We start from the raw sequence: 25,212 nt of genomic DNA, 5'->3' as shown, positions 1-25,212 counted from the left end.
AAGTTCTCATCCTTAAAGCATTAATTGTTTTAGGGAAAAGTTATGAAACTAAAAACTGCCATAGTTGTTCAAAATATACGGTATCAAGCTAAGAGATTAAAACTTTTTGAATGCTTTGCTCATGAAACTCATGAAGATCTTGAGCAAGAACTTTTCTGTGAAATTTGGACTTATCTTGATAGATATGATGAAAGTAAAGGTAGCTTTAACACTTTTGTAGCAAGATTAACTGAACGTCGTGCCAATAACTTATTGGAGAAACAACTATGTATGAAGCGCAATATTAATAACTATGTCAATATTGAGAAAACAGAAGCTTTTGAAGATGAAGTAGCGAAACGTACTGATGTAGATTACATGATTTCAACGCTACCAAGAAAGATGCAAAAGATATGCGAACAACTCAAGTACTTTAACTTATATGAAGTTGCTAAGATGAACAACATATCAAGAACTACTTTAAATACTATGATAAGAAAAATACGTATAAAACTCTCTTCCATCTACTACAAGAGCAAAAAGAAAAATTGAACATAAATTCTACCTTTCCTGAATATATAACATATACCATTGAGGTGAATAAATGACTTTTAAAATTCTAAACAATAATGAAAGATTGAAAACAACTACAGGAATAAAAGTAGTAATTTTTGGTCCTTACGGTATTGGTAAAACCAGCCTCTTAAAGACTATAAGTGAACCAACACTATGTCTTGACTTTGAAGCAGGTCTGCTTGCTGTTCAAGATTGGCAGGGAGATTCAATTAGTGTTCGTACTTGGAATCAAGCTCGGGATATTGCCTGCCTAATTGGTGGTCCGAACCCTGCACTAAAATCTGATCAAGCGTATAGCCAAAGACAATATGAGCACGTATCAAGTAAATACAATGAAGAGTTTTCTAAATATCGATGTATTTTTATTGATAGCATCACTGTAGCATCACGTCTTTGTCTCTTATGGGCAAAAATGCAACCGGAAGCTTTTTCTGAGAGAAGTGGAAAGCAAGACATGAGAGCTGCTTACGGAATACTTGCGCAAGAGATGATGGCTTGGCTCAATCAGTTTCAACATATCAGAGATAAAGACATCATAATAGTTGGCACATTAGGTCAATATCTCGATGACTGCAATCGTCCAACTTGGCTACCTCAATGTGAAGGAGCTAAAACTGCTAGTGAGATTCCAGGGATAGTTGATGAGGTAATCAGCATGGTTGGAATCAAGAAAGATGATGGTACAGAGAAACGTTCATTTGTCTGTCAGACTATTAATACTTGGGGATACCCAGCTAAAGATCGCAGTGGCTGCCTGAATATGGTTGAGGAACCACATCTAGGTAAATTACTTGCGAAAATTAAAGCCAAAACTTTGGCTCCTATTGTTTAATTAAAAATTGGAGAATAATTATTATGGAACAAAGCTTTTTCAATATCGGTCAAAAAATTCCCTTTTTCAGCATAAAAGAGTATTTAAACGACAAAGCACCGATACCAGAAGATATAATCTCACCAAGGATTTTAACAAAAAGAGGTCTATTGGTACTAGGTGGCCCACCTAAAATTGGCAAAAGCGATTTTCTAATTTCATGGCTTGTCCACATGGCTGCTGGAGTTTCATTTTTGGGTATGACTCCAAGCAAACCTATGAAAATTTTCTATCTGCAAACTGAAATTGAATATGAATATATGAAAGAACGTTTGCAACAACTTCAACTGGATAACGAACTTTTGAATATAGCTGCCAATAACTTAATCATTACACCAAGAGTACAATTATCTTTCAGCAGTGAAGAAATAGATGAAATTAAAAATGTTATCAAAGAGCGTTTCAAACCTGATATTATTGCCGTCGATCCTCTTCGTAACATTTTTAACTCAAGTGAATATGGCAATGAAAACGACAATAGCGCTATGTTATTCTTCTTGCAAAAAATACTTGAAAGACTGAGAAATGTTATCAATCCAGATTCGGGCATAATACTCACTCACCATACAAAAAAACTATCCAAAAAAATGTTAGAAGAAGATCCATTTCAAGGCCTAAGTGGTGCTGGATCTTTACGTGGATTTTATAGCACTGGCATGGTGATGTTTGCTCATGATGAGGAAAGCACTGTCCGTCGTATCCGTTCAGAGGTATGGTAAGGATAAAAAAGAATTGACATAACATATCAAAGTAATAATAACAGAAAATGTTGATAGTAAGGTAAGGCTAGATGCTTCAATTGTTGATCAGTATTGTAGAGTTATGTAAAAACTTAGAGCAAAAAGTAGCAAAGCTTGAAGAAAAAAATAAAATCTTAGAAATAGAGAATGCTGAACTAAGAGAGAGACTTGGCTTGAACTCAAGGAATTCATCTTTACCAAGTTCAAAAGAGCTGTACAAAATAAAAAAAGACACACCAGAAGATAAGTCAGAGGGTGGCAGGAAGATAGGGGGTCAAGTTGGTCATAAAGGAAATTATCGGATAAAAATGGAAGCAGATGAAGTAATTAGAGTAAGATTACATGATACTTGTGAATGTGGTGGAGAAATTGCAGTATGCAACAAACCCTATATTCACCAGAATGTTGATCTCCCAAAAATTAAGCCTTACGTAGTGGAATACCAACTAGAACATGGGCGCTGTCGTAAATGCGGAAAAAGAAGGAGTAGCAAATTACCAGAAGGAGTTACACCTGATACCTTTGGTCCTAGAGTTAAGTCAGTAGTTGCATCACTAAGTGGGTTTTATAAGAATTCAAAGCGAGAAATAGCGAATATCATGAAAGACATCTTTAACATGAGTATAAGTGTTGGTAGTGTGTCCAATAGCGAAGCAAGGGTCTCGTCAAAATGTAAAGAAGCCTATGAACAAATAGAGGAAGAAATGAAAGCAAGCGAAATTTTGCATATTGATGAAACCAGTCACTATAACAAAGGTAAATTGGAATGGTGCTGGATGTTTGCCAACAATAAAGCAAGTCTTATGAAGTTAGCAGATACAAGAGGAATGAAGTTTTTAAAGAATAGTGCATTTTGTGATTACAAAAATCGGGTAATTACCGACAGATATGGAGTTTACAACCACTTCAGTGATGAAAAACGACAAATTTGTTGGGCTCACTTATTGAGAAATTTCGAGAGGTTATCTCATAGCTGGAATAGTGAAGTAATGAGACTTGGCCATTGTTTAAAAGATGCAGCTAATGGATTATTTACATTAAAAAACGCTTTGTCAGAAAATGAAATTAGTATTTCAAAGTTCACTAAGCAAGCTAAAGAGTTACGAAGATTTATGCAGTACTGCATGATAAAAATATCTTATATACTTGAAGCAAAAGGAGCTTCACGAACGGTAAAGGGTATTATAAAATCCGAGCCAATGATGTGGACATTTTTGGATGATCCAGAGAATATTCCATTAACGAATAATCATGTTGAGCGACAAATACGGCATTATGTTGTCTATCGTAAGAATTCATATTTTGCACAGTCAGAGCGAGGGAATAGATTCCTTGAGCGGATAATTTCGTTGTATCTCACTTGGAGGCAAAAAAAGTTAAATCCATTTCAAAACCTTCTATCTATTGTCTCTTAAGCCACACCTCTGAACGGATACGATTAACACCATGTCTTAACTTATAAGAAAGACCTTATGTTAATTTTATCACGTTTTACTTTAGTTGTAAAGAAATTTTTTTAATGTATGACAGATTTGTATAGTCGATATTTTACGTAACTTATGGCGTTTAATTGGTTATTTAGTATCTCTAAAACTTAACGAGTTGCTTTTATAACCAAAGTAAAAGGGTTAATACGGTAGCCATAATCTTTACGTGATGATCCAGGCCAACCAACTGTTTGAATCACATCATTACGTTCGATGTTTAATCCTAACTTTTTAGCTAAAGTGGTTTTTATTGTTCTTTGGATTGTGTTTATTGGTTTTCTAATGTAATGTTCTGGGTCTGCTTCTGGATCAAGATTTAGGCGCTTTTCTATTTCAGTGATGCTAAGCAACATGTGTTTTTCAGGGGGTAATTCTTTTTTACAATCATTCAAAAATTGTTCAAATAATACGCGCAAAACTTTCATACATGCTACAGCTTTCTTATTTAGAATCTCTATATTGTTTACGTAAAGTGAGCCCTCTATCAATTGCAACTTTAGTAATTCCTTCTCTTTAGGAGGTTCAATTAGATTAAGTGCAGTATGTAAGATTTGCATTGAAGTATTTGGTATGAACTCTAGTACTCCTCTTTGTGCTGCTTCTTGGAATACTTCAATTAAAGTCTTATGCTGAAAGAAAAGGTCAACCATTTTTACTATGGGCAAATCAAGAGGTATGTTTGATGGATTTTTTCTCAGTATTACTAATACGGTTGGATTGACTCTTAGCCTATCTATGGTTAAGAATGTTGGATTGGTGCAAAAATCAAGAACAATGAGATTTACAAATTGACCTTGGTCACCAACATGATAAACTCCTCTTTCCACCTTTTGCCACATGAAATGCGTATTACTTAGCTGACCTTCAAACCAATGCATGATTTTCTCTGGGTTTAAATATACAGATAAGCGATGAAATCTTTGCTTCTTGTAGGTATTAGGTAAAATATCACGGTTGCAGTTTTCACAAATTATATTATCGCATGCTTCGTTAAAGTCCTCATCAATGAAAATCTCATTGTTACAGTATGGATCAACTATATTTGGCCAATCTAATTTATCTTGTCTACGAGAGCAGATAATGTAAGACCTCTCTTGCATCTTAATTAATTCAAGATCTGACAAATACCTTGCTGCTTCGATGTAATTTTGATTTGGATTAATCCAAGAGCTGCCAGAATTAAGAAGATCAGAGATTTGCTCTTGGCAAGATTGTAAGACCATAAAATTGTTTTATGTATGCTTTAAAATCCTCTCTTTCCCTTTTATTCAGAGGATGTTCAGAGTAGTAAATTGCTATATACTCATCACTTCGCTTGAAAAATAAGCCTATCTTTTTGCCTTGAAATATTACTTTAATCGATTCTATAAATGGCACTATGTCTCCTACAAATGGCTTTAAAACATGCAATTCCGGTGCAATAGGATCATATGGAGCAACAGTCAAAGTGATATTAGTATAGCTGTAATTGAAACGATTTGACTGAAACTTTAACTCAAAAACACGAATATTTGAATCAGATTCATTAATACAAGTTTCTATAAATTTATGCACCTGTTCCGCGAAATTTTTATCCTGCACATCTACAAAAATACATTCGCAACCAAAGTAACAACTTGCAATGCTATTTGCTATTTCTATAGCTTGATCAATATTTCTAGCACCAAGATCTACCTGAGTGCCATTTAGTAGAAAATCCAAAATCATCCACTCTGCCTTATGGCCATGAATGACTTTGTTTGAATTTAACAATAAATCTATATCGCTAGCTTTGCGTATTAACACATATAAACGATTCTGATGATAGAAGAAACCTTGTAGTTGATTCTCGAAACTGTCATTTCTCTTAATGTTATCTTCTTTCAGTATTTGTTGTATGATTTCCTCTGAGATAAAGTCCTTAAATGGAGTACTTGGTCGTCTTGGTATTTTTTGTAAGGCAAAAGACATGAAACTCTTTCTTTGTATTTTTTCAAAGTGATAGACAGACTTTAAAAGATTGTAATCTGCATGAAACAGTAGAAACAGCAAAGACTTCTTGTCATATTTATTATTATTTTTTACAAGGTAGGATTTCATGAGTTCTGTAGTTAATGCAGATCTTGCAATTTCACTGACAGTAACTTCTAGTTTTGCACGGTCAAAACAGGTAATCAAGTAGTAAGTAACGAGAGAATCGGAATAATTAGCAATCACTTTACGTTTGTATTGTACAGATGTATTATCGCAACTTTCATCATCAAAGAGTTGAGCATTTAATTTATCTTTAAAGGAGTTTTGAAAAATAATATTTAATTGCTTACCAGAAAGTGAATCTATCCAAGACTGACGTATTTTTGTATTGTGAAAACGATCAAGCAAATGGTTAACAGGTACTTCTAAATCATCTTCCCAAAATTTACGATTTGGATAAATGTTCATAAGAAACTAACCACACCATAATAGCATAATAGACTATTTAAATAGTTAAGATAGAAATCTGAAAGTCTTGACCAATAATTATGCAAGGGCTGTTTACTGATTTTTAACCAAGTTTTTTCTAAAAAGTTTGCTTAAGAAGAAGATTTTTTGGACAAAAATTTTTCAAATCCTGAATATATATTATATAGCACTCTAGCGAAACAAATTCTGAATATAAATGTCAATCCTAACACTAGACCTCGGCAAGCAAACGGGCTGGGCAATTTTAACAGGTGGAGTAATTGAAAGTGGAAGCGAAAGTTTTCATGGTAGTCGTTTCAGTGGAGGCGGCATGCATTTTTTGAGTTTTCGCAATTGGCTTAATTCCTTGAAGCATAAGTTCACTGCAGTGTATTTTGAGGAAGTAAGAAGACATCTAGGAACTGATGCAGCGCATTGCTATGGCGGTTTTTTCGCAGTTCTGTCTGCTTGGTGTGAAGAGAACAATATTCCCTACCAAGGTGTTAATGTTAAAACTATAAAACGCTTTATAGCAGATGCAAGTAAGAGTGAAGTTATTGAAGCTGTAAAGGAAAAAGGTTTTTTGCCTAAAGATGATAATGAATCTGATGCTTTAGCATTAATGTTTTACGCTATGAATCTTGGTAAAGATTTTAACATATCAAAAATACCATAAAAGTGGGTCCTTTCGGCCATAATGGCGGGTTTAGTGGGTCAGACCTCAGGCCTTTTCTAGTGTTAGACATATTTTGAATATTAACTTTTTAATTATTAAGATATGAATTTAGCAATCCACTACTATCCTGTTGAAAATCTAGTCGAATATGAGCGTAATCCACGTAAGAATGATGACGTAGTAAATAGAATGTGTGCTTCAATCAGGGAATTCGGCTTTCGTATTCCAATAGTTGCAAAAAGCGATGGAACTGTGGTTGATGGTTATTTAAGACTTAAAGCAGCAAGAAAACTTGGTATGGAGAGTATTCCAGTTGTTTTAAGTGATAATTTAAATGAACCACAAACCAAAGCTTTTCGATTACTGGCAAATCAATCAGCTAATTGGGCAAAGTGGGATGATGATCTTTTAAAGGTAGAAATTCAAGAGTTAGAAGATTTGCAGTTTGATCTTAAAATGACTGGGTTTGAATTAGAAAAAGTTCAAAACTTTCTTGATGATTTAGATGGTGAAAAAGAAGATCTTTCTGACTTAGTTGTTGATGACAAAAAGGTAGAAATAACAAAGCCAGGTGATCTTTGGATTTTAGGTGATCATCGAATCTATTGTGGTGATAGCTCTGTAGTTGAATCATATAAAGCGCTGTTAGATGATAAAATGGCAGACATTACTGTTTGTGATCCTCTATATAACGTTGATTATGGTAATAGCCAAGACAAAAAGATATTAAATGATAATCAAGGTGAAAAGTATGAGCTTTTTCTCTATGACATCTGTTCCCATATTTTAGCATATACGAAAGGAGCAATTTACATCTGTGCATCATCATCAGAGTTTTCAACGTTGCAAAAAGCATTTGAGGAAGCGGGAGGAAAATGGTCAACATTTATCATTTGGGCAAAGAATCATTTTACGCTAGGCAGGTCTGATTATCAAAGACAATACGAAGCAATGCTCTATGGATGGAAAAGCGGCAATAAACATGAGTGGCATGGAGGTAGAAATCAAAGTGATCTGTGGTTTTATGATAAGCCAACACACAATACACTACATCCAACGATGAAGCCAGTAGAGCTAATGGAAAGAGCAATAGTTAATAGCAGTAGATCAGGAGATATCGTACTTGATCCATTTAGCGGCTCTGGAAGTACACTGATTGCATGCGAGAGAACAGGAAGAATTTGTAGGACAATAGAGCTAGATTCAAAATTTGTAGATGTAACTATAAAACGTTGGCAAATATATACCGGAAGAGATGCCATTTTAGCCGGTACTGGTAAAACTTTTGCAGAAATTCAAGGAGAAAAACAGTAGGAAAAAAGTGAAAATTACACAAACAGAATGGGCAAGAGAGATAGGAGTATCAAAGCAATATGTCTGTTATTTAGTAAAGAAAGGAATAGTTGAGTTGGAGGATGGTTTGATCAATAGAGAACAAGCAAATGAAGCAGTAGCGGCAATAAGAGATCCAAGTCAGCCACTGAGGAGGAAAAATCCAGAAAACGAAAATACAAGTAACCTTTCCACGATGTTGCTAAAAACTCGAATAAAAAATGAAATGGAACGAGGTAAACTTCTTGAGGCAAAAGCTAGGGCTGAGATAGGAGAACTTGTAGCAGTAGAAGAAGTAAAGCGCGATGCATTTAATGTAGCAAGAGTTGTCCGTAATAATTTGCTTAATATTCCAAATAGAGTTTCAGCACTGCTTGCATCACTGAGCGACACTGAAAAGATTCATAAGACGCTAACCGAAGAGATTACAAACTCATTACAAGAATTATCTAATACTAAATTTCAAATATAAAAAAGATTTTGAATATAAAATGGCTGATAACTTAAGTTTGGAGTTAATAAAATGTCTAACCTGGATTAGATGTAAATATTAGAGGATTAAACGGAAAAACCCCACTACATTGCGCTATAGAGTTTGATGAATTAAGTATGGTAGATCTGTTACTCACGAAAAAGAACATTAATCCTTTTATAGAAGATAATGATGGTAAAACATCTCTTGATTACGCCAAAGAAGGGAAAAAAGCAGAAATATTACAAGCGCTAATCAACAATAAATATGGATCAGAGCAAGATAGTTTACTTCATTTAGCTGCAATGATAGGTGAAGTTAATGCAGTTAGATATTTGATAGGAAAAGGTATTTGACCTTACCCAGAAAAAGTAGACAGGTAGTTAAGACGTTTTGAGGTAAAATAAAAGGTTATTTCAAAGAGGTTTAACATGGCAAGTAGAAGGGAATATACAACAGAGTTTAAATTGGAAGCAATAAAACTAGTAAAAGAAACAGGTCAATCATCAGCAAAAATAGCAAGAGATCTGGGTATTAACGGCGATTCATTAAGCAGAAAAATACAATGATAAAATGTCTGGGACAGACGCGTTTCCAGGAAAAGGAAAGTTGGCTCCTTATGACAAAGAACGGTTTGATTTAAAGAAAGAACTGGCAAGAGTAACTAGAGAAAGAGATATTTTAAAAAAAGCCCTGGGATATTTTGCAAACCAAAAAGAGTGAAATATTCTTTTATAAAAGAGCATGAAAACTGCTGTAAAATAAGAGAGCTATGCAGGTTTTTGAACGTATCTGCTTGTGGTTATTATAAATGGATTTCTAAGGAAAAAAGTAATAAAAAATCAACAAGAGAAGAGCTCATAAAAGATATTCAAAAGATATATCAAGCGTCACAATGCAGATACGGAGCTCCACGCTGAATTAAAGGTTTTAGGTAAAAATTATAACATCAAAACAGTGCAAAATGTTATGCAGGAAAATGGCATTCAAGCCCAACTTAGACGAAGGTTTAAGACTAAGAAACTTCAAACAGACAATAGAGTTATAACTCCTAACATATTGGATCAGAATTTCACCACTGATCAGCCAAACAAGATATGGGTAACTGATATTACATACATAAACACCAACGAAGGATGGCTATATTTGGCAGCAATAATAGATTTATATTCACGCATGGTAGTTGGTTGGTCAATGAGTAATTCAATAAATAAGCAATTAGTTATAGATGCTTTATTGATGGCTGTTGATAGGCGCAAACCCGTTAAAAATCTACTATTTCATAGCGATCAAGGATCACAGTACACCTCTAAAAATTATCAATTTTTACTGAATACAAAAAGTATTATTTCTAGCATGAGTCACAAAGGTTGTTGTTACGATAATGCTGTTTCGGAGAGCTTTTTTAGTTCACTAAAGAGGGAATTACTCATTGATACCTCACAACACTCCGCACAACAAGCTAGAACCGCAATATTTGAATACATAGAAATTTTTTATAACAAACAACGTAGACATTCTACTATTAACTATTGCATTCCTGAAAAATTTGATTCATCATTTTCATGAAAAAAACGTCTTAACTACCTGTCTACTTTTTCTGGGTAAGGTCACTCCATAGAAGAAAAAGAAAGTTATAAGTGGATAACAGCTCTCAAAGAAAGCATAAACAACCTTCCTGCAAATGTACAACTTGTTACCCTTGGTGATAGAGAGGCAGATATCTTCAAATTTTTATGGATCACTGAGACATTAGGTAGTTTTTATGTAATCCGTAATCGAACTAATAGAAGATTTATCTGTACTGAAATTGGAAAAACAGATTTGCAAACACGCATCACTCAACTGCCAGTAAAGAAGAAAATTTCTCTAGAAGTTAATAAAGGTAGAAACCAAAGATCAAGGAAAGCTAATATTGAAGTTAAGTATATGAAAGGCTATATACCTATCAGATCTTCTTCAATTTATGGATCAAAAGACACAGTGCATAAAATAAGTGATAAAATCCCTGTATATGTGGTAAGTGCAAAAGAAACAAATCCTCCTGAAGGATTGGAAGCTATTGATTGGACTTTGCTGACTAATGTACCAGTTAATAGCACTTTAGATGCTATAGAAAGGATAAATTGGTATAAGCTAAGATGGAAAATTGAGGAGTATTTCAGGGTTTTAAAATCAGGATGTAAAATAGAAAGCTCTCGTTTAACTACAAAGGAAAGGCTACAGAAATTAATTGCTATAAAGAGCATTATTGCATTTAAAATTTTATATTTAACAAAAGTCGCTTTATCAAATCCCATGGAAACCTGTACTAAAATTTTAAGCAATGAAGAGTGGAAGGCCCTTTTCATACGTGAGCATAAAGTAGCTACATTGCCAGAAGAACCTCCAAACATAAAACAAGCTATTATTTGGTTAGGAAAATTAGGTGGATTTATGAATAGAAAAAGTGATAATTTACCAGGGGCTATGACTCTATGGCGGGGCTATGAAAATCTTAAGGAGAGCATAGTTATGCTTCACACCATGACCTCTCAAAATTGTGGGTAAAAGTGAGGATTGAGGTCAGGTGAGTATGGCGGTAGGTATATAATTTCGATATTTTTGGGTACCTTTAAATTTTTTGACTTATGCCAACTAGCGCAATCCATCACGAGAAAAGCCTTTCGTATTCCTAAATATTGCGACATCTGTTCAAGGAATATATTTATACAATCAGTGTTGACGTTTGGTGCAAATAAGCTAAAATTCTCTCCATTTCTGGGATTAACTGCACTATAGAGATAAAAATTTTCCCTACCTAATTTTACCTTAACCTGTGTCCTACTGCCTTTTTTAAACCACCCGTGTCCAACTTTTGAATGTGTACCAAATCGTGATTCATCGAAGAAAAACAGCTCTTTTTCAGAATGCATGACAATAGTTTCATTGAGGTTTTTTTTTAAACTCCTCTTGCTTATTTTTATCTTGTCCACTATGTTGGTGTGATATATGAGAATTTCATCCTTTGCATATTACGATGTATTGCAGATTTGCTGATATTCAAACCAAATCTTTCTTGGATTCTTATTCTCATTTCTCTAATAGTAATATTGGGGTTTTCCTCTATCCACACCTCAATTTGTTCAAGTTGACTTTGGTTCAATATAGTTTTTCTACGGCGTTGAGGTGGAGAAAATAATTTTTCTTCTCTTCCAAACTTTATGTGCTTTATCCATGTAGTAATTGCCTTTCTCGAAATGCAACATATTTTTGCTACAGCTGTTATACTGTGCTTTTTTGCTGCAATTACAGCATTTAGTTTTTTTGCAACATACGCATTATTTCTTACTTTCTTCAGCATCTCTTTTGCTGATTCCACCACTTTTTCGTCCAATAATTTTGATCTTAATGCCATCTAAACCTCGCTATTTTACTTACTTCAGTATGGCTTTTTTTTTCCATTATTGTCTATTCGTTGCTTGTATAACGGGAATTGGTATTAGTCCGTAGAGATGAAACCTTTTCAGCATTAGTTGAAAGTGATCCAGCGATAAAGATTCTTGAGGTAGCAGCATGGCAAGAACTTTTGCTTAGAGAAAAAATAAACGAAGCAATAAAAAGTAATTTACTTAAATTTGCGACAGGAGAAGATCTTGATAATTTAGCTGAATTTTATGGAGTAGAGAGAGAAAAAGAAGAAGAGGACGAACGATTTAGAAAGAGAGTAAAAGCAAAAGTAAAAGGCTGGAGCACATGTGGGAGCAAGGAGTATTATAGGTATTATGCACTGTCAGCAGATAGTAGAGTAAAGGATGCGCTGGTTGAATCAAAAGTGCCAGGAAGTGTGCAGATCTCAATTTTATCAACCACAGTGTCAGAAGAGCTACTAGAAATTGTAAAAAAGCGAGTCACCAGGGACGATATAAGGGTTTTAACTGATACAGTAACAGTAATTGGTTGCAATATTACGGAAATAGATATTCACAGCAGAATGAGCATAAGTCCTGTAATATCGAAGGAGGAAATCAAGAAACAGTTCATTAAGAAGTTTGAAGCAAATAGAAGGCTGGGATGGAATGTTACAAGATCTTGGATAATAGCGAATTTATTTGTAGATGGTGTAGAAAACATAGAATTAATCGAGCCAAGAGAGGATGTTGTGGTTCTGGGGAATGAGTGTGCAGTGCTTGGCTACGTCAAGTTAGATAGGATTTAAAACGTATTTTTTTTGTTTTGTGGAATCGTACCAGTGAGGGAATTGCGTGCAATAAGTGGTTTACTGGATAAAAATGCCCAATGTTAGGGAGACGAAAGTATTGATTTTCTTCCAGAAGTTGTAATTTGTTTTTTAAAGTATGGATAATATGGTCAAATATTATGGAAAGTGTTTTTGATATTAAGAACATCTTTATTTTTGATCAGTTCTGCAATGATCTCTTGCTTACTCATAAGCTACCTAAATAAAGGAAATTAAAGCAACTTGAAAGAAAAGACAAATGAAAAGTTTATTACCGCCAAACGCAACAAAGCAAGAGCAAGCACTGGTTGATGCAATAGATTATAAGGTTGATCCAAGCTGTATCAAAGGATTTAAGTTTAGTCTTAAAGAAGAAACATTGCCGTGGATAATAGAAGAATATGGTTTAGAAGAGATACTGCGTTGGGTAAAAGATAGAAGAAAAGCCGTAGTAGAAGGAGTAAAATTTCAAAGACTGAGAGGAACTCCAGCATCACTAAAAATAGCATTAAAATGGGCAAATATAGAAGATATTACAATTATTGAAGAGCCACCCGGTAAACACTTTTTTGAGTTGCAAGTAGGGATAAAAGAGGTACCAAATGACTTCTTCGTAGATGCAGTAGTAGAGCTGGCAAAACTATCACTGCCTGTAAGGTCCAGATTGATGAGGATTTTTAACGATTATTATAATGTGCAGAGATTTATATTGGATGAGAGTTTATTTGGAGATCTTCTTTCTGATTATTCAGGGGTAAAAATAGAAAAAGATGGACCAGTGTTATCATTTGGTAGAAAGAACGCATTTGAGCTAAAAATCTTAAATCCAAGTTTTAAGTTTAGTACTTTTCGTGTTCATTATGAGCAAGCATTTAGTAATGATGTATATCGGTTAGGTGTGGCAGTACTTGGAGAAACAGAGCCTCACACAAAGGATTATAACGGTATTTATGAAAGAAATCATCAGTGGTACAATTTAAAAGCACTATATCCTCTACCGCAGAGCTTATTGCCGGAAATTAAGTTTGCGAAAGCGCAAGTTATATTATCAGACAGTTGGAACTTAGGAGAAATAAATGAGTGCTTTCCAGTTAGTAGTGTGGAGGAAAGAGGGAATAAATTTGTATTGGGAAGTAGTAAACTATCTGAACAACTATGGAACTTAAAATACGAGCAAATTTTAGAAAGGTTTAGCGTCGCTCATTTTTATCAAACAAAGAATTTCATTAACCAGAAAATAGTAGGATACGTTATAGCAGAACACAACGTTTACTATAGAAATGATTTGGATTCAGAGCAAAAAGACTCAATACACGAATTAGAAAAGCACATTTTAGTATTTTACCCGGGAGTACTGAAGTGGCATGAACATCGACATTTGCACAGAAGTTGGAAAAATAGTCAAGCAATATGTGTAATAAGTTAAATATTTATATTTAGATCCTCATATATTATATTAATAATAGGTTAAAATGTATGAAATAAAAAGAAAAGGACTTGCTTTCTCATGCTAAAAAGGACATGACTTGAATAGCAGCAGGTAAATATAAGAAATTTGTCTGGCGCTAGAAAAGCTAATTTTGTGAGGTATGAAATGAGTTTTAGCAAGAGTAAGTTTTTTAAAGAAGTATCAAATAACGGGTTTAAAAACATTAATAAAAAAAATGAAGAAGGAGAGACGATATTGCACCAAGCAGTAGAAATCTCCGATTACAAAACAGTGAGATTATTAATAAAAAAAGGGGCAGAGGTTAATGCAAGAGATAAGAATGGTTATACACCACTACACTGTGCAGTATTTGCGAAAAGCTTAGAAAATGTAAAAGTGCTGCTAAGGGAAGGAGCAGAAGTAAATGCCACTCAATATGTCACTGGATGTACGCCACTCCACTCTGCATGCAAAATAGGAGGAGCAGGAGTTGAAATAATAAAGGAGCTAGTAAAAGCAGGAGCTGAGGTTAATCAACTGAATAAATATGGTGCAACACCAATGTACTATATCTGGGAAAGTGAAAAGTATCGTCTATGTGATAGCAAAGAGAGTGAAAGGGCGAGTAAATTTCTGAGAGAAAAAGGAGGAATAACAAAAAGTAGAGAACTGACGTGCTATGGAATAGAGAGGATAGTGGGAGAAATAGCAGACATGCTGAATGGGAGCTATATGACGGAGCTAAAAATAATAGAGATAGAAGAAATAAGAAAGAGAGACAAATCACTAATAAAGGAAGAATGTGAAAATTTAGCAAGCAAAATAATGAGCCAAGTAAATGAAATGATAGATGAGGTGGTGAAAAGGAGGGCTTAGAAAAGGGATTTAAATTCAAAGAAAAGGTGAGGTAGGTCATGAGTAAAAAAGGAAAAGAGGAGTCACTATTAGAGAACTCATATAAAAATATTTATGCAAGAGACAAGAATGGAAGAACAGCTCTACATTATGCAGTAGAGGTAAAAACAGTGGAGTTATTAGTCGAAAAAGGAGCGAATGTGAATGCTAAAGATATAGAAGGATACACAGCACTGCACCTAGCGGTAACGGAGAAACGACTAGAAATCGTGAGGGAATTGATAAAATCAGGAGCAGACGTAAATGCTGAGGAATATGGAAATAAATGCATACCTCTACACCTTGCGTGCATGGTAGGTGAAAAAGAAATAGTGGAGGAGCTAGTGAAAGCTGGAGGAGAAATAGAGCAAGCGGATAAATTTGGAATGACAGCGATGGATTATGCGAAAACCAGTAAAGAAGTAACTGAAGTATTGAAGAAAGAAATAGACAGAATTGAAAAGTTATTTATGAAAGGCTAAAAATATGGAGGAAGAAATAGAAAAGAAAGTAATGAATTTAGAGAGAAAACCTTTGGGTGAGCTGAGAAAAATATGGAAGAAGGTATATGGAGAAGAAGCGCCTAGATACTCAAAGAAATATCTGATACCGAGATTAGCTTATAGAATGCAGGAAAAAGCGTATGGAGAAATGTCAAGAAAGGGGACAAAAAGACTAGAGTATCTGGCAGATCGGCTAGAGAAAGGAAAAAGAATAAGTAGCGATAAATTACCAGTAGAAGGGACAGAATTAATACTAGAGAGAGGGGAAGAAACGCATGCGGTGATGGTAACAGATAAGGGTTTAATCTACAAAGAAGAGTTTTATACATCATTGTCAGCAGTGGCAGGAAAAATAATGGGAATGAGCTACAACGGACCTTTATTATTTGGGATGCGTGATAAAAATGGAAGTTGAAAATGCTAAAAGAAGTAAGATGTGCGATATATACGAGAAAATCAAATGAAGACGGACTAGAACAAAAGTTTAATAGTCTTGATGCACAACGGGTAGCATGTGAAAAGTACATAAAGAGCAGAGAAGGCTGGGTAGCATTGGCCAAAAGGTACGATGATGGAGGTTTCTCAGGAAAGAATTTAGAAAGACCAGCAATAAAGGAATTGTTTAAAGATGTAAAAAAAGGAGAAGTGGACTGTGTGGTAGTATATACGTTAGACAGGTTATCAAGGGAAACAAAAGACAGCATCGAAGTAACGTCATTTTTTAGAAGGCATAGAGTAAATTTTGTAGCAGTAACGCAGATATTTGACAATAATACGCCAATGGGAAAGTTTGTACAAACAGTGTTATCAGGAGCAGCACAGCTAGAAAGAGAAATGATAGTAGAGAGAGTAAAAAATAAAATAGCAACATCAAAAGAGCAAGGATTATGGATGGGAGGAACTTTACCGCTTGGGTATGATGTAAAAGATAAGGAATTAATAATAAATGAGAAAGAAGCAAAGTTGGTAAAACATATATTTGAGAGGTATATAGAGCTGAAGTCAATGGCAGAACTGGCAAGAGAGTTAAATAGCCAAGGGTACCGTACGAAAGGGAAATCAGATATCTTTAAGAAAGCGACGGTGAGAAGAATAATAACAAACCCAATATATATGGGAAAAACAAGACATTACGAGAAACAATATGAAGGAAAACATGAAGCGATAATAGAAGAAGAAAAATGGCAAAAAGCACAAGAATTAATAAAGAATCAACCATATAAAAAAGCAAAATATGAGGAAGCATTGCTTAGGGGAATAATTAAGTGCAAGAGCTGTGGTGTAAATATGACTTTGACGTACTCAAAAAAGGAGAATAAAAGGTACCGATATTACGTGTGCAATAATCATTTAAGAGGAAAGAATTGTGAATCAGTAAACCGAACAGTAGTAGCCGGAGAAGTAGAAAAAGAAGTGATGAGAAAGACAGAGCAGCTATATGAAAAACGGGGAGAAAAGACTGAAGAAAAATGGAAAAATTTAAGTTTTGGAAAGCAGAAAGAAGTAGTGAAAAAGTTAATAAAGGGAGTGGTGGTAAAAGAAGATGGAATAGAAGTGAGTTCTGAATCAGAGGAAAAATTTATTCCAATAAAGAAGAAAGGAAATAAATGCACGGTAGTAGAACCAGAGGGGAAAACAAACAATGCGCTACTGAAAGCAGTGGTAAGGGCACATCTTTGGAAACGTCAGATAGAAGATGGAAAATACGTCAGTGTGAAGGAGATGAGTGTTAAAATTAAGATAAGCATGAGGAGAATACAGCAAATTTTAAGGTTAAATTATTTAGCTCCAAAGATAAAAGAAGACATAGTAAATGGGAGACAACCAAGAGGTTTGAAGCTAGTTAATCTGAAAGAAATACCGATGTTATGGAGTGAGCAATTGGAAAAGTTTTATGGCTTAGCATTGTAATGTTTATAAAAGCAACAAGAAGAACTATGAAAACACCGAAAAAATATAGGAAGGTATTGCTGGAAAACTTAAAAATAAAAAGGGTATCCAAATTACTACTACCTCATAAGGAGCTACTGTAGAGGAACCAAGGATTATGGGAGAAGATTTTGAGGTGAAAGAGCAAACCAGTGTTACAGAAACTGACACTTAGTCATATGAGGATGTCAATGAAAATAGCGAAGATCTTCAACCTGTGTATGAAGCAGAGAAGAGGTTGTAAATGCTTTAGTAAGACACTGCCGCAAAAGAGCCAAGTACTTATGATATCCAACTTCAAACTGAATCATGTAGAGGATCTAGCAAAGGAAATTCTGTAGACATCAAAAAAGGCAACTCATCCAATTATGGCTGGTATTGTCGGTACAGTATTATTGATAAGCAGTATTGCATTGTATATCATGAAAATGCATATATTAGCGGTAGTTGGCTGGATTGTTGGATTGGCTTGCATAAGTTTTGCGTTTTATAGTAATATGAAGCCGGATACGAAACTCGAAAAATTAGAAGGTCCAGTACAGCCGGGAGTGTTAAATAAACCATACGCGTCAAGTTAAGGAAAAGTGTAAGTAAAATTAATAGAGTGAAGGAAAATAATAAGGTATAAGTTCTCTTGGATATGTGAATGAGAGAACTTACAATGGACAGAATAGCTTGCTTATCAAAAGACCTCAATGAATTCTTTAATGAAAAAGCAGACAAAATATCAATTGCAGTAGATTTTATAAAAAGAAAGAGAAAACTTAATGGCTCATCATTCATAAAAGCTATGGTCTTTGGTAACATAGGAGTTGGTGATTGCAGCATAGAAACAATGTGCCAATTGCTAAATGAAGACTCGATAGAAATTACAAAACAGGGTTTGGATTTTAGATTTACTGAAGAAGCAGTGAAATGTATGAAAAGAATGTATAATGAATCTTTAGTTTTATTTAAAAATAGCTTACAGGTTGATTGCAGAATTTTGAAGCAATTTAGAAGCATTAAGCTATTGGATAGTAGCTATATTAGCCTGCCCAGTAGCATGGAAAATATGTACAAAGGATATGGCAGTAGCTATAGAGATTGCGAGAGTAATACCAAATCAGGAATAAAGCTACAGTTAGTCTTTGATTACCTGAATCAAGCACTAGATAAGTTAAATTTAATGGAAGGAATAAGGTCGGATCAAGGTTATAGGGATTATCTGAACGGTTTATCAGCCAATGATTTGCCAATATTTGATTTGGGCTACTTTGTGCCTAGTTCTTTGAAACAGATTGATGAAGCAGGTGCATATTTTGTTAGTCGTTATAAGTCTAATACCAATATATATGATATAGAAACAAATCAAAAAATAGAGTTGTTGGAATGTTTAGAAGGTCAATCCCTTCTAGAGATGGAAGTGCTATTAGGAAAAGAAGTAAAAATTAAAGTAAGAATTATATGTCAAAAATTAACTGAAGAACAGTCTATAATTAGAAGAAGAAGGGCTAGTAAGTTAGCAAAATCACATGGATATACATCTTCTCAAAAGAATCAAAAATTTGCTGGATTGGTCGATATTCATAACTAACGTTCCAGAGAGTAAAATCAGCGCTGAACAAGTATTAACAATTTACAGGGTAAGATGGCAGATTGAATTATTATTTAAATTGTATAAGAGTCACATCAGGCTTGACGAACTTAAAGGAAAACCATACAGAGTATTATGTGAACTATACGCTAAATTGTGCGCAATTCTTATATTTCATGGAATAGTTGGTTGTATAAAACTGAAAGAGAATACAGAGCTGAGTTTAACAAAGGCATTCATTGAATTAAAAAGAAGGATTAGGGAGTTGTTTTTAGCGTTAAGCAGTAAAATTAATAATTTGAGAATTTTCCTGAAAAAACTTACCACAGACTGGTCACAATTTTCTGTGAAAGACAGATATAGAAAAACTAGAGTATCCACCTTAAGTTCATTGAATTTTCTTACCCTTGCTTCTTAACTTGACGCGTATGGTTTATTTAACCATACGCGTCAAGTTAAGAAAATAAGCCCAATATAGCAACCATTGAAGGTAGGTGCCTTATTTGTTATATTTATTTTTTAAGAAGTTTTGATCTAAAATAAGGTAAATTTTTTAAAGAATTTATAAATTACTAACTTTATTACTTAACATATAAAATAGTTTTTTTCATTTCTTTTCTTCCTTATGCCACTTTTTCTTAACTTGATGCGTATGGTTTGTTGAATGTTCCCTAAAAGGATAATTAAAATTATCTTTTTATATCTTTATTTGTTGCTACTTAAAAGTATACTATACTTGTCTCATTTTCACCATTCATACTTTTTCAACAGCCCATTCTATCTAATACATTTTAGGCAAGATCAAGGGTTATAAATTACCTTTCTTCAAGCCGATTTTCGAGATTACAATTTTATTTACCCCTTGTGAGTAGCTCTCTACAGCTGGAGTTACATTAAATTCTACTATGTTTTTATCCAAAGTTACGTCATTTACCACATAGTCAGAATTCAGAAGATCACTATAATAGCTTCCGCTTCCCCAGCTACCCTCTGATATTTGCAAATACTCTTTGTCTAGCCATATAAGAGATGTTCTCTCATGATCTTCATGAAAAAATGCTAAATTTTCATCTTCATTTCCACACGGATGAAGCACCAGCGAGTATAAGTAAAAATCATCTTTAATATGCTGACCATCTTTATTATATTTGTGTACTTCATAATAAGAGTTATCATTAACAAATTCTGAATTATTATTGAAAAAATCTATAAAGTCTGTCATAATGTTGGCCCCTTTTATTAGTAAATTACTAATAGTGTAACTAATATTTTTGTATAAGTCAATATCATTTAATTTATTAACTAAACAACCATCGCCTACAAGGCGAAGGGTTAAAATTTTCAATCAATTTGAAATTGATCGTCATCATGAACTGGCTCACCTTCCTGTATAGATATGTATTCTTGTATCACTTAATCTGTAATGGTGCCAGAGCTAACGGCTAATTGCCCACAAATGTCTTTCCCAAAATTGTTTGCGTAAGCTAGCAAACTCCTGCATTAATAACCTTGAGCTTGTCCCTTTTAAAAACTGCACAATTTTACTAACACTTTGCTGAGGTTTGTACAAAATAAACATGTGAACATGATCAACAGATACTTTGCCGGAGATAATTTGAATTTCATTTTCCATTGCAACCTGCCTCAGCAACTCTCTGGTTCTGACTGCAATTTGGCCCATAAGAATCCTTTTACGGTATTTGGGAATCCAGACTAAATGTACCTTCATGTCATATTTAGAATGTGCGTTATACCTATATCGTCGCATACGCGACATCATAACTTTTCCTTCGCCTCAAGGCGAGATATTCCCCGACGGGGGACACTAAGGGCTAATTTACTAGTACAAATGCCTTGTACAAACAGGTATATTGTGCTATAAAAAGGTAGAGCAAAAATGGATTATGGCTTTGCCTAATTGGGCATTAACTGTCTCTCAACTTGATATTTTCTTTTCCAATAGATTGAAAATTGAGTTGAGCTAAAAATTCGGTTTGACACACTTTTTTGAACGTTCCCTCCGCTGAACCATGTTTTTATGTTACAGACAAAAAAGACAAACCGTTAATGCAACAAAGGCAAGTAATTCTAGCTGGTATTGTTGGTGAGGTGTTATTGGTGAGTTGTGTTGCATCTTATATTATGAAAAATACAATAGCGGTGGAATGGTTGGATTAGCTTGTATGAGTTATGCGTTGTACAGTACTCTAAAGCCAAATGCAAAACTCGAGAAAGTGGAAAATATAAAACATCCAATTGCTGGTTGATAGGAGATGATTGCTGTAAGTTGGCTTTATCTAGCTTATCGCTAGGTTTTAATATTGCATATGTAATACCACCAGCAACAAGTCCAACTACCAACGCAGCAGTCGTAACTATAGCTAATATTGATACCCAAACACCAGCGATACCACATCCAACACCTACTGTCAGTGCAGTGATAATACCCAAAGTAACACCAGTCTTTATTGCTTTGCTAGTTATTTGTTTAGTTTCTGCATTTTTTAAAAGTTGTATTATATTTTTATCTTTAGCTAGCTGTCTCGGAGTGTCACCATTCTTATTCTTTAATGAAGGATCAGCTCCTTTTGCTAACAGAACTCTAACTGTATCTAAGTGGCCATTAAAAGCAGCCAAATGTAAAGGAGTCATTCCATCTTTACTTGCTGCATTAACATCGATTCCTTCTGCTTTTACTAAAGCACTTACTATCTCTGTATGACCATTGTAAGCAGCTATATGTGATAATGCCAATTTTGCATTGTACCCTTCTGTGGTCAGTGACACACCAAATAGATGATTTATATCAAAGTCTTTCCCTTCCCACTCTTGATATGTATCTTGATCTTGTTTCTTTAATTCCTCTTTTATTGCTTCAAGTATACTACCATAGTTGATTTTACTGCATCTAGTATCTCTTTCCACTAAAGCTATGATTCCCTCTATTAAGATGATAATTTAACAGTTACTTATTTTGATGAGAAAGTCAAATTTTTACTTTTCCTAATACTGTAAGTTATTAATGATCGCTTCAGCTAATATGGAAAGATATTAAAGATCAGCGTTGCAAAGGATTGAATTATTTACTCCTTCAAGAAAGGTCATATATTTGTGAGAACAAGCCGCGTAAAAATAGGGTTGTGAAAATAAAAGCACAAAATTATTGCGACAAAGTTAGGTAAATTAGTTCATATGTAAATGTAGTAAAAGTAGGCTAATATAGCTGATTTTAGCGTATAGTAAAGTTACTATGTGAAAAAGTTCTAATGTATCACTTGGTAGACCATCCCATCCCAAAACGAACGATTCTCACCGCCCTTGGTTTTGGGTGTTGAAAATGGTTATTTTACTTGAGATCTTAATAATATATTTTGCTAAATTAATATTAATTTGCTTGCGGAAGAATTAAAGTAAATTTGTAACAAAAACATACTTTAAAAGTAATAAAATGTCGTATATTGAGCCTTTTTTCCAAAACTACTCCAAGCTAAAAAATTTCCTAAAATAGTGATTGACAAGTTTTAAAAGTGGAGTAGTATGCTTAAAATGTCCTTAAGAGCTAATTCATTATGGTACTCGAGAGAGTTAAGGGTCAAAGTATTTTTTCATTCATTGTAAGGGAGGTAATTATGGATCGTGGAGACATTGCAGAAGTTTTGTTTTTATCTATTAAGGAAGATGATCCCTACAGGGCATCTAAGCTTATTCAAATTGAACGTTGGTGCTATGCAAATTGGGAGATACATGCAGGGGATGGTGAAATAAGAAATAATTTTCTTGCACAAGTGTTATCTAGTGAAGATTGCTGGGAGAAAGTTAATAATTTACATGGAGTTAAGCTCAATGGACAAATGGTAGGTAAAAAATTAATTACGCCAAGTTCAGATAATAATCCAAATCCTTTTGGCACTGATAGATACAAAATTGCATGTGAGTGTTGTTTAGAAGAGGATATCGTCAAAATATTTGAGGATTATAGGAAGGAACGTAATGTAGAAAATGATGATTCGTTAAAGAGGTTAGTAAGTAATTTAAGCTATGGGAATCCCCTAAAAACTTTTTGGTCGCACCATATTGGTGGTTATATGTCTGAGTTAGATTTGAAAGGCCGTCATCCATATGAGTATGGGCTTGACTGTGCTATAGATTGGAAACGGGCAGAGGCAGTGGAATTCTTCTGGGATAAAATAAAATCCTTACCTGAAAATGAAATGAGTGCAAAAAAGAAAGATGAGATCTTGATGAAAAATGCAATATATGCAGCAGGACCTAACTTTCGCGTTTATCCTGATATATTTGAGTTTTTCCTTAATCAGATAAGTCCTGATAGATATCCGGAACTTTTGAAAAGGGATTTAGTAAAAAATGGTCATTATGGTTCTTTAAATAGGATGATAGATATGCTTAGCTTTGATAAATTTCAGAAGTTATTTGATTATTTAGAACCAGGTAATATTTCAGAAAATCATTATCATACCCGTTTATTCTCTATAGAAATACAAAACTATTCAGGACATTATGTAGATGCAGCTAAAAAGCTTTTCATGCACATATGGACAAAGGAAGGGTTTGATAGCCATCGTGCACTTGTAATAAATGAAGAAGTAATGGACAAGTCTCCCTTTTTCCATAAAAATCTATTAGTACGTTGGGTGGAAAGGGATTGTATGGAACCAGTATGGGCAGTACTGGATAAACTAGATTCTAATCAAATAAAGGAATATATGACTTATAAGCAAGCGAGTTATATACGTTCTGTCTTGGAACAAAAAAATGATGACTTATTGAGCAAGTTTTTGTCCTATAGTAAGCCTGCAATTAAAAATCTTGATGAAGAGGTTGTAAGTGCTAATCTGGCAGCAGTTCAGTTAAGTAATGTACATGATCAGTCTTATGTGGGGTTAGGTGATCATTAAAAAGATCTAAAAGGAGGGTTATATGCCTAAACGAAAACAAGGGGAAGTCGATAATGAGGGAGTACAAGATTTTGAGTTAATAGAGTTGTTAATTCGAGAAGCAGGTTCAAATGCAGGAGCTAGGCCAAGTACTTCAACTCAACAAGGAAGTGATTTTGAATCTTTTAAAGCAAGGTTTCAATCGTATATAGATCAGATTCCATCATATTTACATTCAGTAGGTAAAGAAGGGTTTTTTCCGCATTTCTTTTTAGGAAGCTTTTCCACTTTGATAGATACGGAAATCGCGAAAAAGCTAGACATTGAAAAAATATATTTTAGTTTTGATGGTTCGAAAACTCTGAAAGTGGCTGTTATTAAGAAAGAAAAAATCACGAGTCCAGAGGATGCAGCTAATAAAGTAAAGCTCTTTGTTATCGGGGAATCTGATAGTACAAGAAAAAAGTTTAGTTATGGTGAGCTGGATAAGATATTAGATAATGCTAACATTGTCCAGAATGATCATGTGAGGCAGGCTAGAGATAAAGGCATGCTTGGTGTGAAATTGGTAGAAATTACCAAGAAGAAAGATGCTAAAGGGAAAACAGCAGGAATATCTGTTGAAGTAAAAAGTGATAACTTAGATCAAGACACCTCTACAGCACATGAGTTTAAGGAAATAAAAAAGGGGGTATGGAATAATCCAGAAAGTGATATAGCAGAGCTGACTAATTCTGATAAAAAAGAGGTGAAAAAATCTTTGAATAAAGTTCTTAAGAAAATTGGTGAAGTTCATTCTGGATATAGGGGCGAATTTAAAGAAGAAAGGCTTTTTATTCGTGATGGTTCTCTTACCTATGCTAAAGAGGCACGAGAAGCAGCACATCATGGATTTATAGCAGGTGCTTTAGTAAATTTCCGCTATAGGCATAATCTGAGGGTTTACCTGGAGCAATTTGCAGGAAGAGGTTATGCTGACATTGTTTTAGTGCCTCGTGGTAAAAAACGAGCATTAGATGCTATTCCTATTATCATAGAGATGAAAGCTGCTACTAAGGCAGAGTTAAAAGAAGGTAAAATAGGAGAAAATACCCCTGCAACAATGTTGCAACAAACATAAAACTAAAAAAAATAATTTCCCGGCAGCTTCTACTCAAAGAACGAGGAGTTGTTTTCACTTATAGAACCAACGATCAACTGACCATCTGTTTCG

25 protein-coding genes and 4 pseudogenes are annotated in these 25,212 nt (G+C 34.3%); 23 read left to right on the top strand and 6 right to left on the bottom strand.

Features of this window, described 5'->3' with window-relative positions:
* Window positions 1-42 precede the first annotated feature (42 nt).
* The 4 genes from ABWU45_RS06185 to tnpC all read left to right on the top strand — a co-directional run bounded on the left by ABWU45_RS06185 (window position 43) and on the right by tnpC (window position 3,581).
* Entirely contained in the window at window positions 43-531 is a 489-nt protein-coding gene (locus tag ABWU45_RS06185) for a sigma-70 family RNA polymerase sigma factor (RefSeq protein WP_264377110.1), read from the top strand.
* 52 nt (window positions 532-583) lie between these two features.
* A complete protein-coding gene (locus ABWU45_RS06180) occupies window positions 584-1,387 on the top strand; it encodes an ATP-binding protein (protein ID WP_353278254.1) in 804 nt (267 codons plus the stop codon).
* Window positions 1,388-1,410: 23 nt separating this feature from the next.
* Window positions 1,411-2,145 (top strand): AAA family ATPase, encoded by a 735-nt coding sequence (locus tag ABWU45_RS06175; RefSeq protein ID WP_353278253.1) that lies wholly within the window; start codon window positions 1,411-1,413, stop codon window positions 2,143-2,145.
* Window positions 2,146-2,228: 83 nt separating this feature from the next.
* Entirely contained in the window at window positions 2,229-3,581 is a 1,353-nt protein-coding gene (tnpC, locus tag ABWU45_RS06170) for an IS66 family transposase (RefSeq protein WP_353279066.1), read from the top strand.
* A gap of 179 nt (window positions 3,582-3,760) precedes the next feature.
* Here the strand turns inward: tnpC and ABWU45_RS06165 are convergent, their stop codons facing one another.
* Both ABWU45_RS06165 and ABWU45_RS06160 read right to left on the bottom strand, forming a co-directional pair.
* Window positions 3,761-4,876 (bottom strand): hypothetical protein, encoded by a 1,116-nt coding sequence (locus ABWU45_RS06165; RefSeq protein WP_353278252.1) that lies wholly within the window; start codon window positions 4,874-4,876, stop codon window positions 3,761-3,763.
* Complete coding sequence (locus ABWU45_RS06160; RefSeq protein ID WP_353278251.1) at window positions 4,842-6,074, bottom strand: hypothetical protein; 1,233 nt, start codon at window positions 6,072-6,074, stop codon at window positions 4,842-4,844. Before ABWU45_RS06160 ends, ABWU45_RS06165 begins: the two co-directional genes overlap by 35 nt.
* A 217-nt stretch (window positions 6,075-6,291) precedes the next feature.
* Between ABWU45_RS06160 and ABWU45_RS06155 the strand changes: the two genes are divergently transcribed.
* The 8 genes and pseudogenes from ABWU45_RS06155 to ABWU45_RS06120 all read left to right on the top strand — a co-directional run bounded on the left by ABWU45_RS06155 (window position 6,292) and on the right by ABWU45_RS06120 (window position 11,104).
* A complete protein-coding gene (locus ABWU45_RS06155; RefSeq protein ID WP_353278250.1) occupies window positions 6,292-6,750 on the top strand; it encodes a Holliday junction resolvase in 459 nt (152 codons plus the stop codon).
* Between the two features lie 102 nt (window positions 6,751-6,852).
* Entirely contained in the window at window positions 6,853-8,064 is a 1,212-nt protein-coding gene (locus ABWU45_RS06150; RefSeq protein ID WP_353278249.1) for a DNA modification methylase, read from the top strand.
* Between the two features lie 7 nt (window positions 8,065-8,071).
* Window positions 8,072-8,554 carry a hypothetical protein gene (locus ABWU45_RS06145; RefSeq protein ID WP_353279096.1) on the top strand — a complete coding sequence of 161 codons (483 nt, stop codon included), beginning with the start codon at window positions 8,072-8,074 and terminating at the stop codon, window positions 8,552-8,554.
* A 19-nt stretch (window positions 8,555-8,573) separates the two neighbouring features.
* A pseudogene (locus tag ABWU45_RS06140) lies at window positions 8,574-8,907 on the top strand (ankyrin repeat domain-containing protein); the annotation flags it as partial.
* Between the two features lie 78 nt (window positions 8,908-8,985).
* Window positions 8,986-9,123, top strand: a complete 138-nt coding sequence (locus tag ABWU45_RS06135; protein ID WP_353278248.1) for a transposase — start codon at window positions 8,986-8,988, stop codon at window positions 9,121-9,123.
* A 4-nt stretch (window positions 9,124-9,127) separates the two neighbouring features.
* The gene (locus tag ABWU45_RS06130; protein ID WP_353278247.1) at window positions 9,128-9,277 is read left to right on the top strand and encodes a hypothetical protein; all 150 of its coding nucleotides are present in this window, start codon (window positions 9,128-9,130) and stop codon (window positions 9,275-9,277) included.
* 234 nt (window positions 9,278-9,511) lie between these two features.
* Window positions 9,512-10,123, top strand: a complete 612-nt coding sequence (locus ABWU45_RS06125; protein ID WP_353278246.1) for an IS3 family transposase — start codon at window positions 9,512-9,514, stop codon at window positions 10,121-10,123.
* Window positions 10,124-10,171: 48 nt separating this feature from the next.
* The gene (locus tag ABWU45_RS06120) at window positions 10,172-11,104 is read left to right on the top strand and encodes an IS4 family transposase (RefSeq protein WP_353279094.1); all 933 of its coding nucleotides are present in this window, start codon (window positions 10,172-10,174) and stop codon (window positions 11,102-11,104) included.
* Window positions 11,105-11,109: 5 nt separating this feature from the next.
* On the opposite strand, the pseudogene ABWU45_RS06115 reads toward ABWU45_RS06120, so the two are convergent.
* A pseudogene (locus ABWU45_RS06115) lies at window positions 11,110-11,951 on the bottom strand (IS630 family transposase); the annotation flags it as partial.
* A gap of 78 nt (window positions 11,952-12,029) precedes the next feature.
* On the opposite strand from ABWU45_RS06115, the gene ABWU45_RS06110 reads away from it, so the two are divergent.
* The 8 genes and pseudogenes from ABWU45_RS06110 (at window position 12,030) to ABWU45_RS06075 (ending at window position 19,522) form a co-directional block, all read left to right on the top strand.
* Window positions 12,030-12,752, top strand: coding sequence for a baseplate J/gp47 family protein (locus ABWU45_RS06110; protein ID WP_353278245.1), 723 nt, complete (start codon window positions 12,030-12,032; stop codon window positions 12,750-12,752).
* Window positions 12,753-13,032: 280 nt separating this feature from the next.
* Window positions 13,033-14,199, top strand: a complete 1,167-nt coding sequence (locus tag ABWU45_RS06105) for a phage tail protein (RefSeq protein WP_353278244.1) — start codon at window positions 13,033-13,035, stop codon at window positions 14,197-14,199.
* A gap of 168 nt (window positions 14,200-14,367) precedes the next feature.
* A complete protein-coding gene (locus ABWU45_RS06100; RefSeq protein WP_353278243.1) occupies window positions 14,368-15,078 on the top strand; it encodes an ankyrin repeat domain-containing protein in 711 nt (236 codons plus the stop codon).
* A gap of 38 nt (window positions 15,079-15,116) precedes the next feature.
* Window positions 15,117-15,578: an ankyrin repeat domain-containing protein gene (locus tag ABWU45_RS06095; protein WP_353278241.1), complete on the top strand. Its 462-nt coding sequence runs from the start codon at window positions 15,117-15,119 to the stop codon at window positions 15,576-15,578.
* Between the two features lie 4 nt (window positions 15,579-15,582).
* Complete coding sequence (locus ABWU45_RS06090) at window positions 15,583-16,014, top strand: DUF2924 domain-containing protein (RefSeq protein ID WP_250778223.1); 432 nt, start codon at window positions 15,583-15,585, stop codon at window positions 16,012-16,014.
* 2 nt (window positions 16,015-16,016) lie between these two features.
* On the top strand, window positions 16,017-17,510 hold the full coding sequence (locus ABWU45_RS06085) for a recombinase family protein (protein WP_353278239.1): 1,494 nt from the start codon (window positions 16,017-16,019) through the stop codon (window positions 17,508-17,510).
* A gap of 386 nt (window positions 17,511-17,896) precedes the next feature.
* Window positions 17,897-18,106 (top strand): hypothetical protein, encoded by a 210-nt coding sequence (locus tag ABWU45_RS06080; RefSeq protein WP_353278237.1) that lies wholly within the window; start codon window positions 17,897-17,899, stop codon window positions 18,104-18,106.
* Window positions 18,107-18,189: 83 nt separating this feature from the next.
* Window positions 18,190-19,522 (top strand): annotated as a pseudogene (locus ABWU45_RS06075) (IS4 family transposase).
* 390 nt (window positions 19,523-19,912) lie between these two features.
* On the opposite strand, the gene ABWU45_RS06070 reads toward ABWU45_RS06075, so the two are convergent.
* On the bottom strand, window positions 19,913-20,326 hold the full coding sequence (locus ABWU45_RS06070; protein ID WP_353278235.1) for a hypothetical protein: 414 nt from the start codon (window positions 20,324-20,326) through the stop codon (window positions 19,913-19,915).
* Window positions 20,327-20,539: 213 nt separating this feature from the next.
* On the bottom strand, window positions 20,540-20,833 hold the full coding sequence (tnpA, locus tag ABWU45_RS06065) for an IS200/IS605 family transposase (RefSeq protein WP_353278233.1): 294 nt from the start codon (window positions 20,831-20,833) through the stop codon (window positions 20,540-20,542).
* 107 nt (window positions 20,834-20,940) lie between these two features.
* On the opposite strand from tnpA, the pseudogene ABWU45_RS06060 reads away from it, so the two are divergent.
* Window positions 20,941-21,089 (top strand): annotated as a pseudogene (locus tag ABWU45_RS06060) (IS256 family transposase); the annotation flags it as partial.
* Window positions 21,090-21,216: 127 nt separating this feature from the next.
* Here the strand turns inward: ABWU45_RS06060 and ABWU45_RS06055 are convergent.
* Window positions 21,217-22,029, bottom strand: coding sequence for an ankyrin repeat domain-containing protein (locus tag ABWU45_RS06055; protein WP_353278231.1), 813 nt, complete (start codon window positions 22,027-22,029; stop codon window positions 21,217-21,219).
* Between the two features lie 704 nt (window positions 22,030-22,733).
* Here ABWU45_RS06055 and ABWU45_RS06050 point away from each other — a divergent pair.
* Both ABWU45_RS06050 and ABWU45_RS06045 read left to right on the top strand, forming a co-directional pair.
* The gene (locus tag ABWU45_RS06050; protein WP_353278229.1) at window positions 22,734-24,020 is read left to right on the top strand and encodes a hypothetical protein; all 1,287 of its coding nucleotides are present in this window, start codon (window positions 22,734-22,736) and stop codon (window positions 24,018-24,020) included.
* A 22-nt stretch (window positions 24,021-24,042) separates the two neighbouring features.
* Complete coding sequence (locus ABWU45_RS06045; RefSeq protein ID WP_353278227.1) at window positions 24,043-25,119, top strand: hypothetical protein; 1,077 nt, start codon at window positions 24,043-24,045, stop codon at window positions 25,117-25,119.
* Window positions 25,120-25,212 lie beyond the last annotated feature (93 nt).

Source organism: Wolbachia endosymbiont (group B) of Longitarsus flavicornis (assembly GCF_964028135.1).
In the GTDB taxonomy this organism is placed as follows: Bacteria; Pseudomonadota; Alphaproteobacteria; order Rickettsiales; family Anaplasmataceae; genus Wolbachia.
Note: the sequence above shows the minus strand (reverse complement) of the source record. Positions and strands in the feature narration are given on the sequence as shown.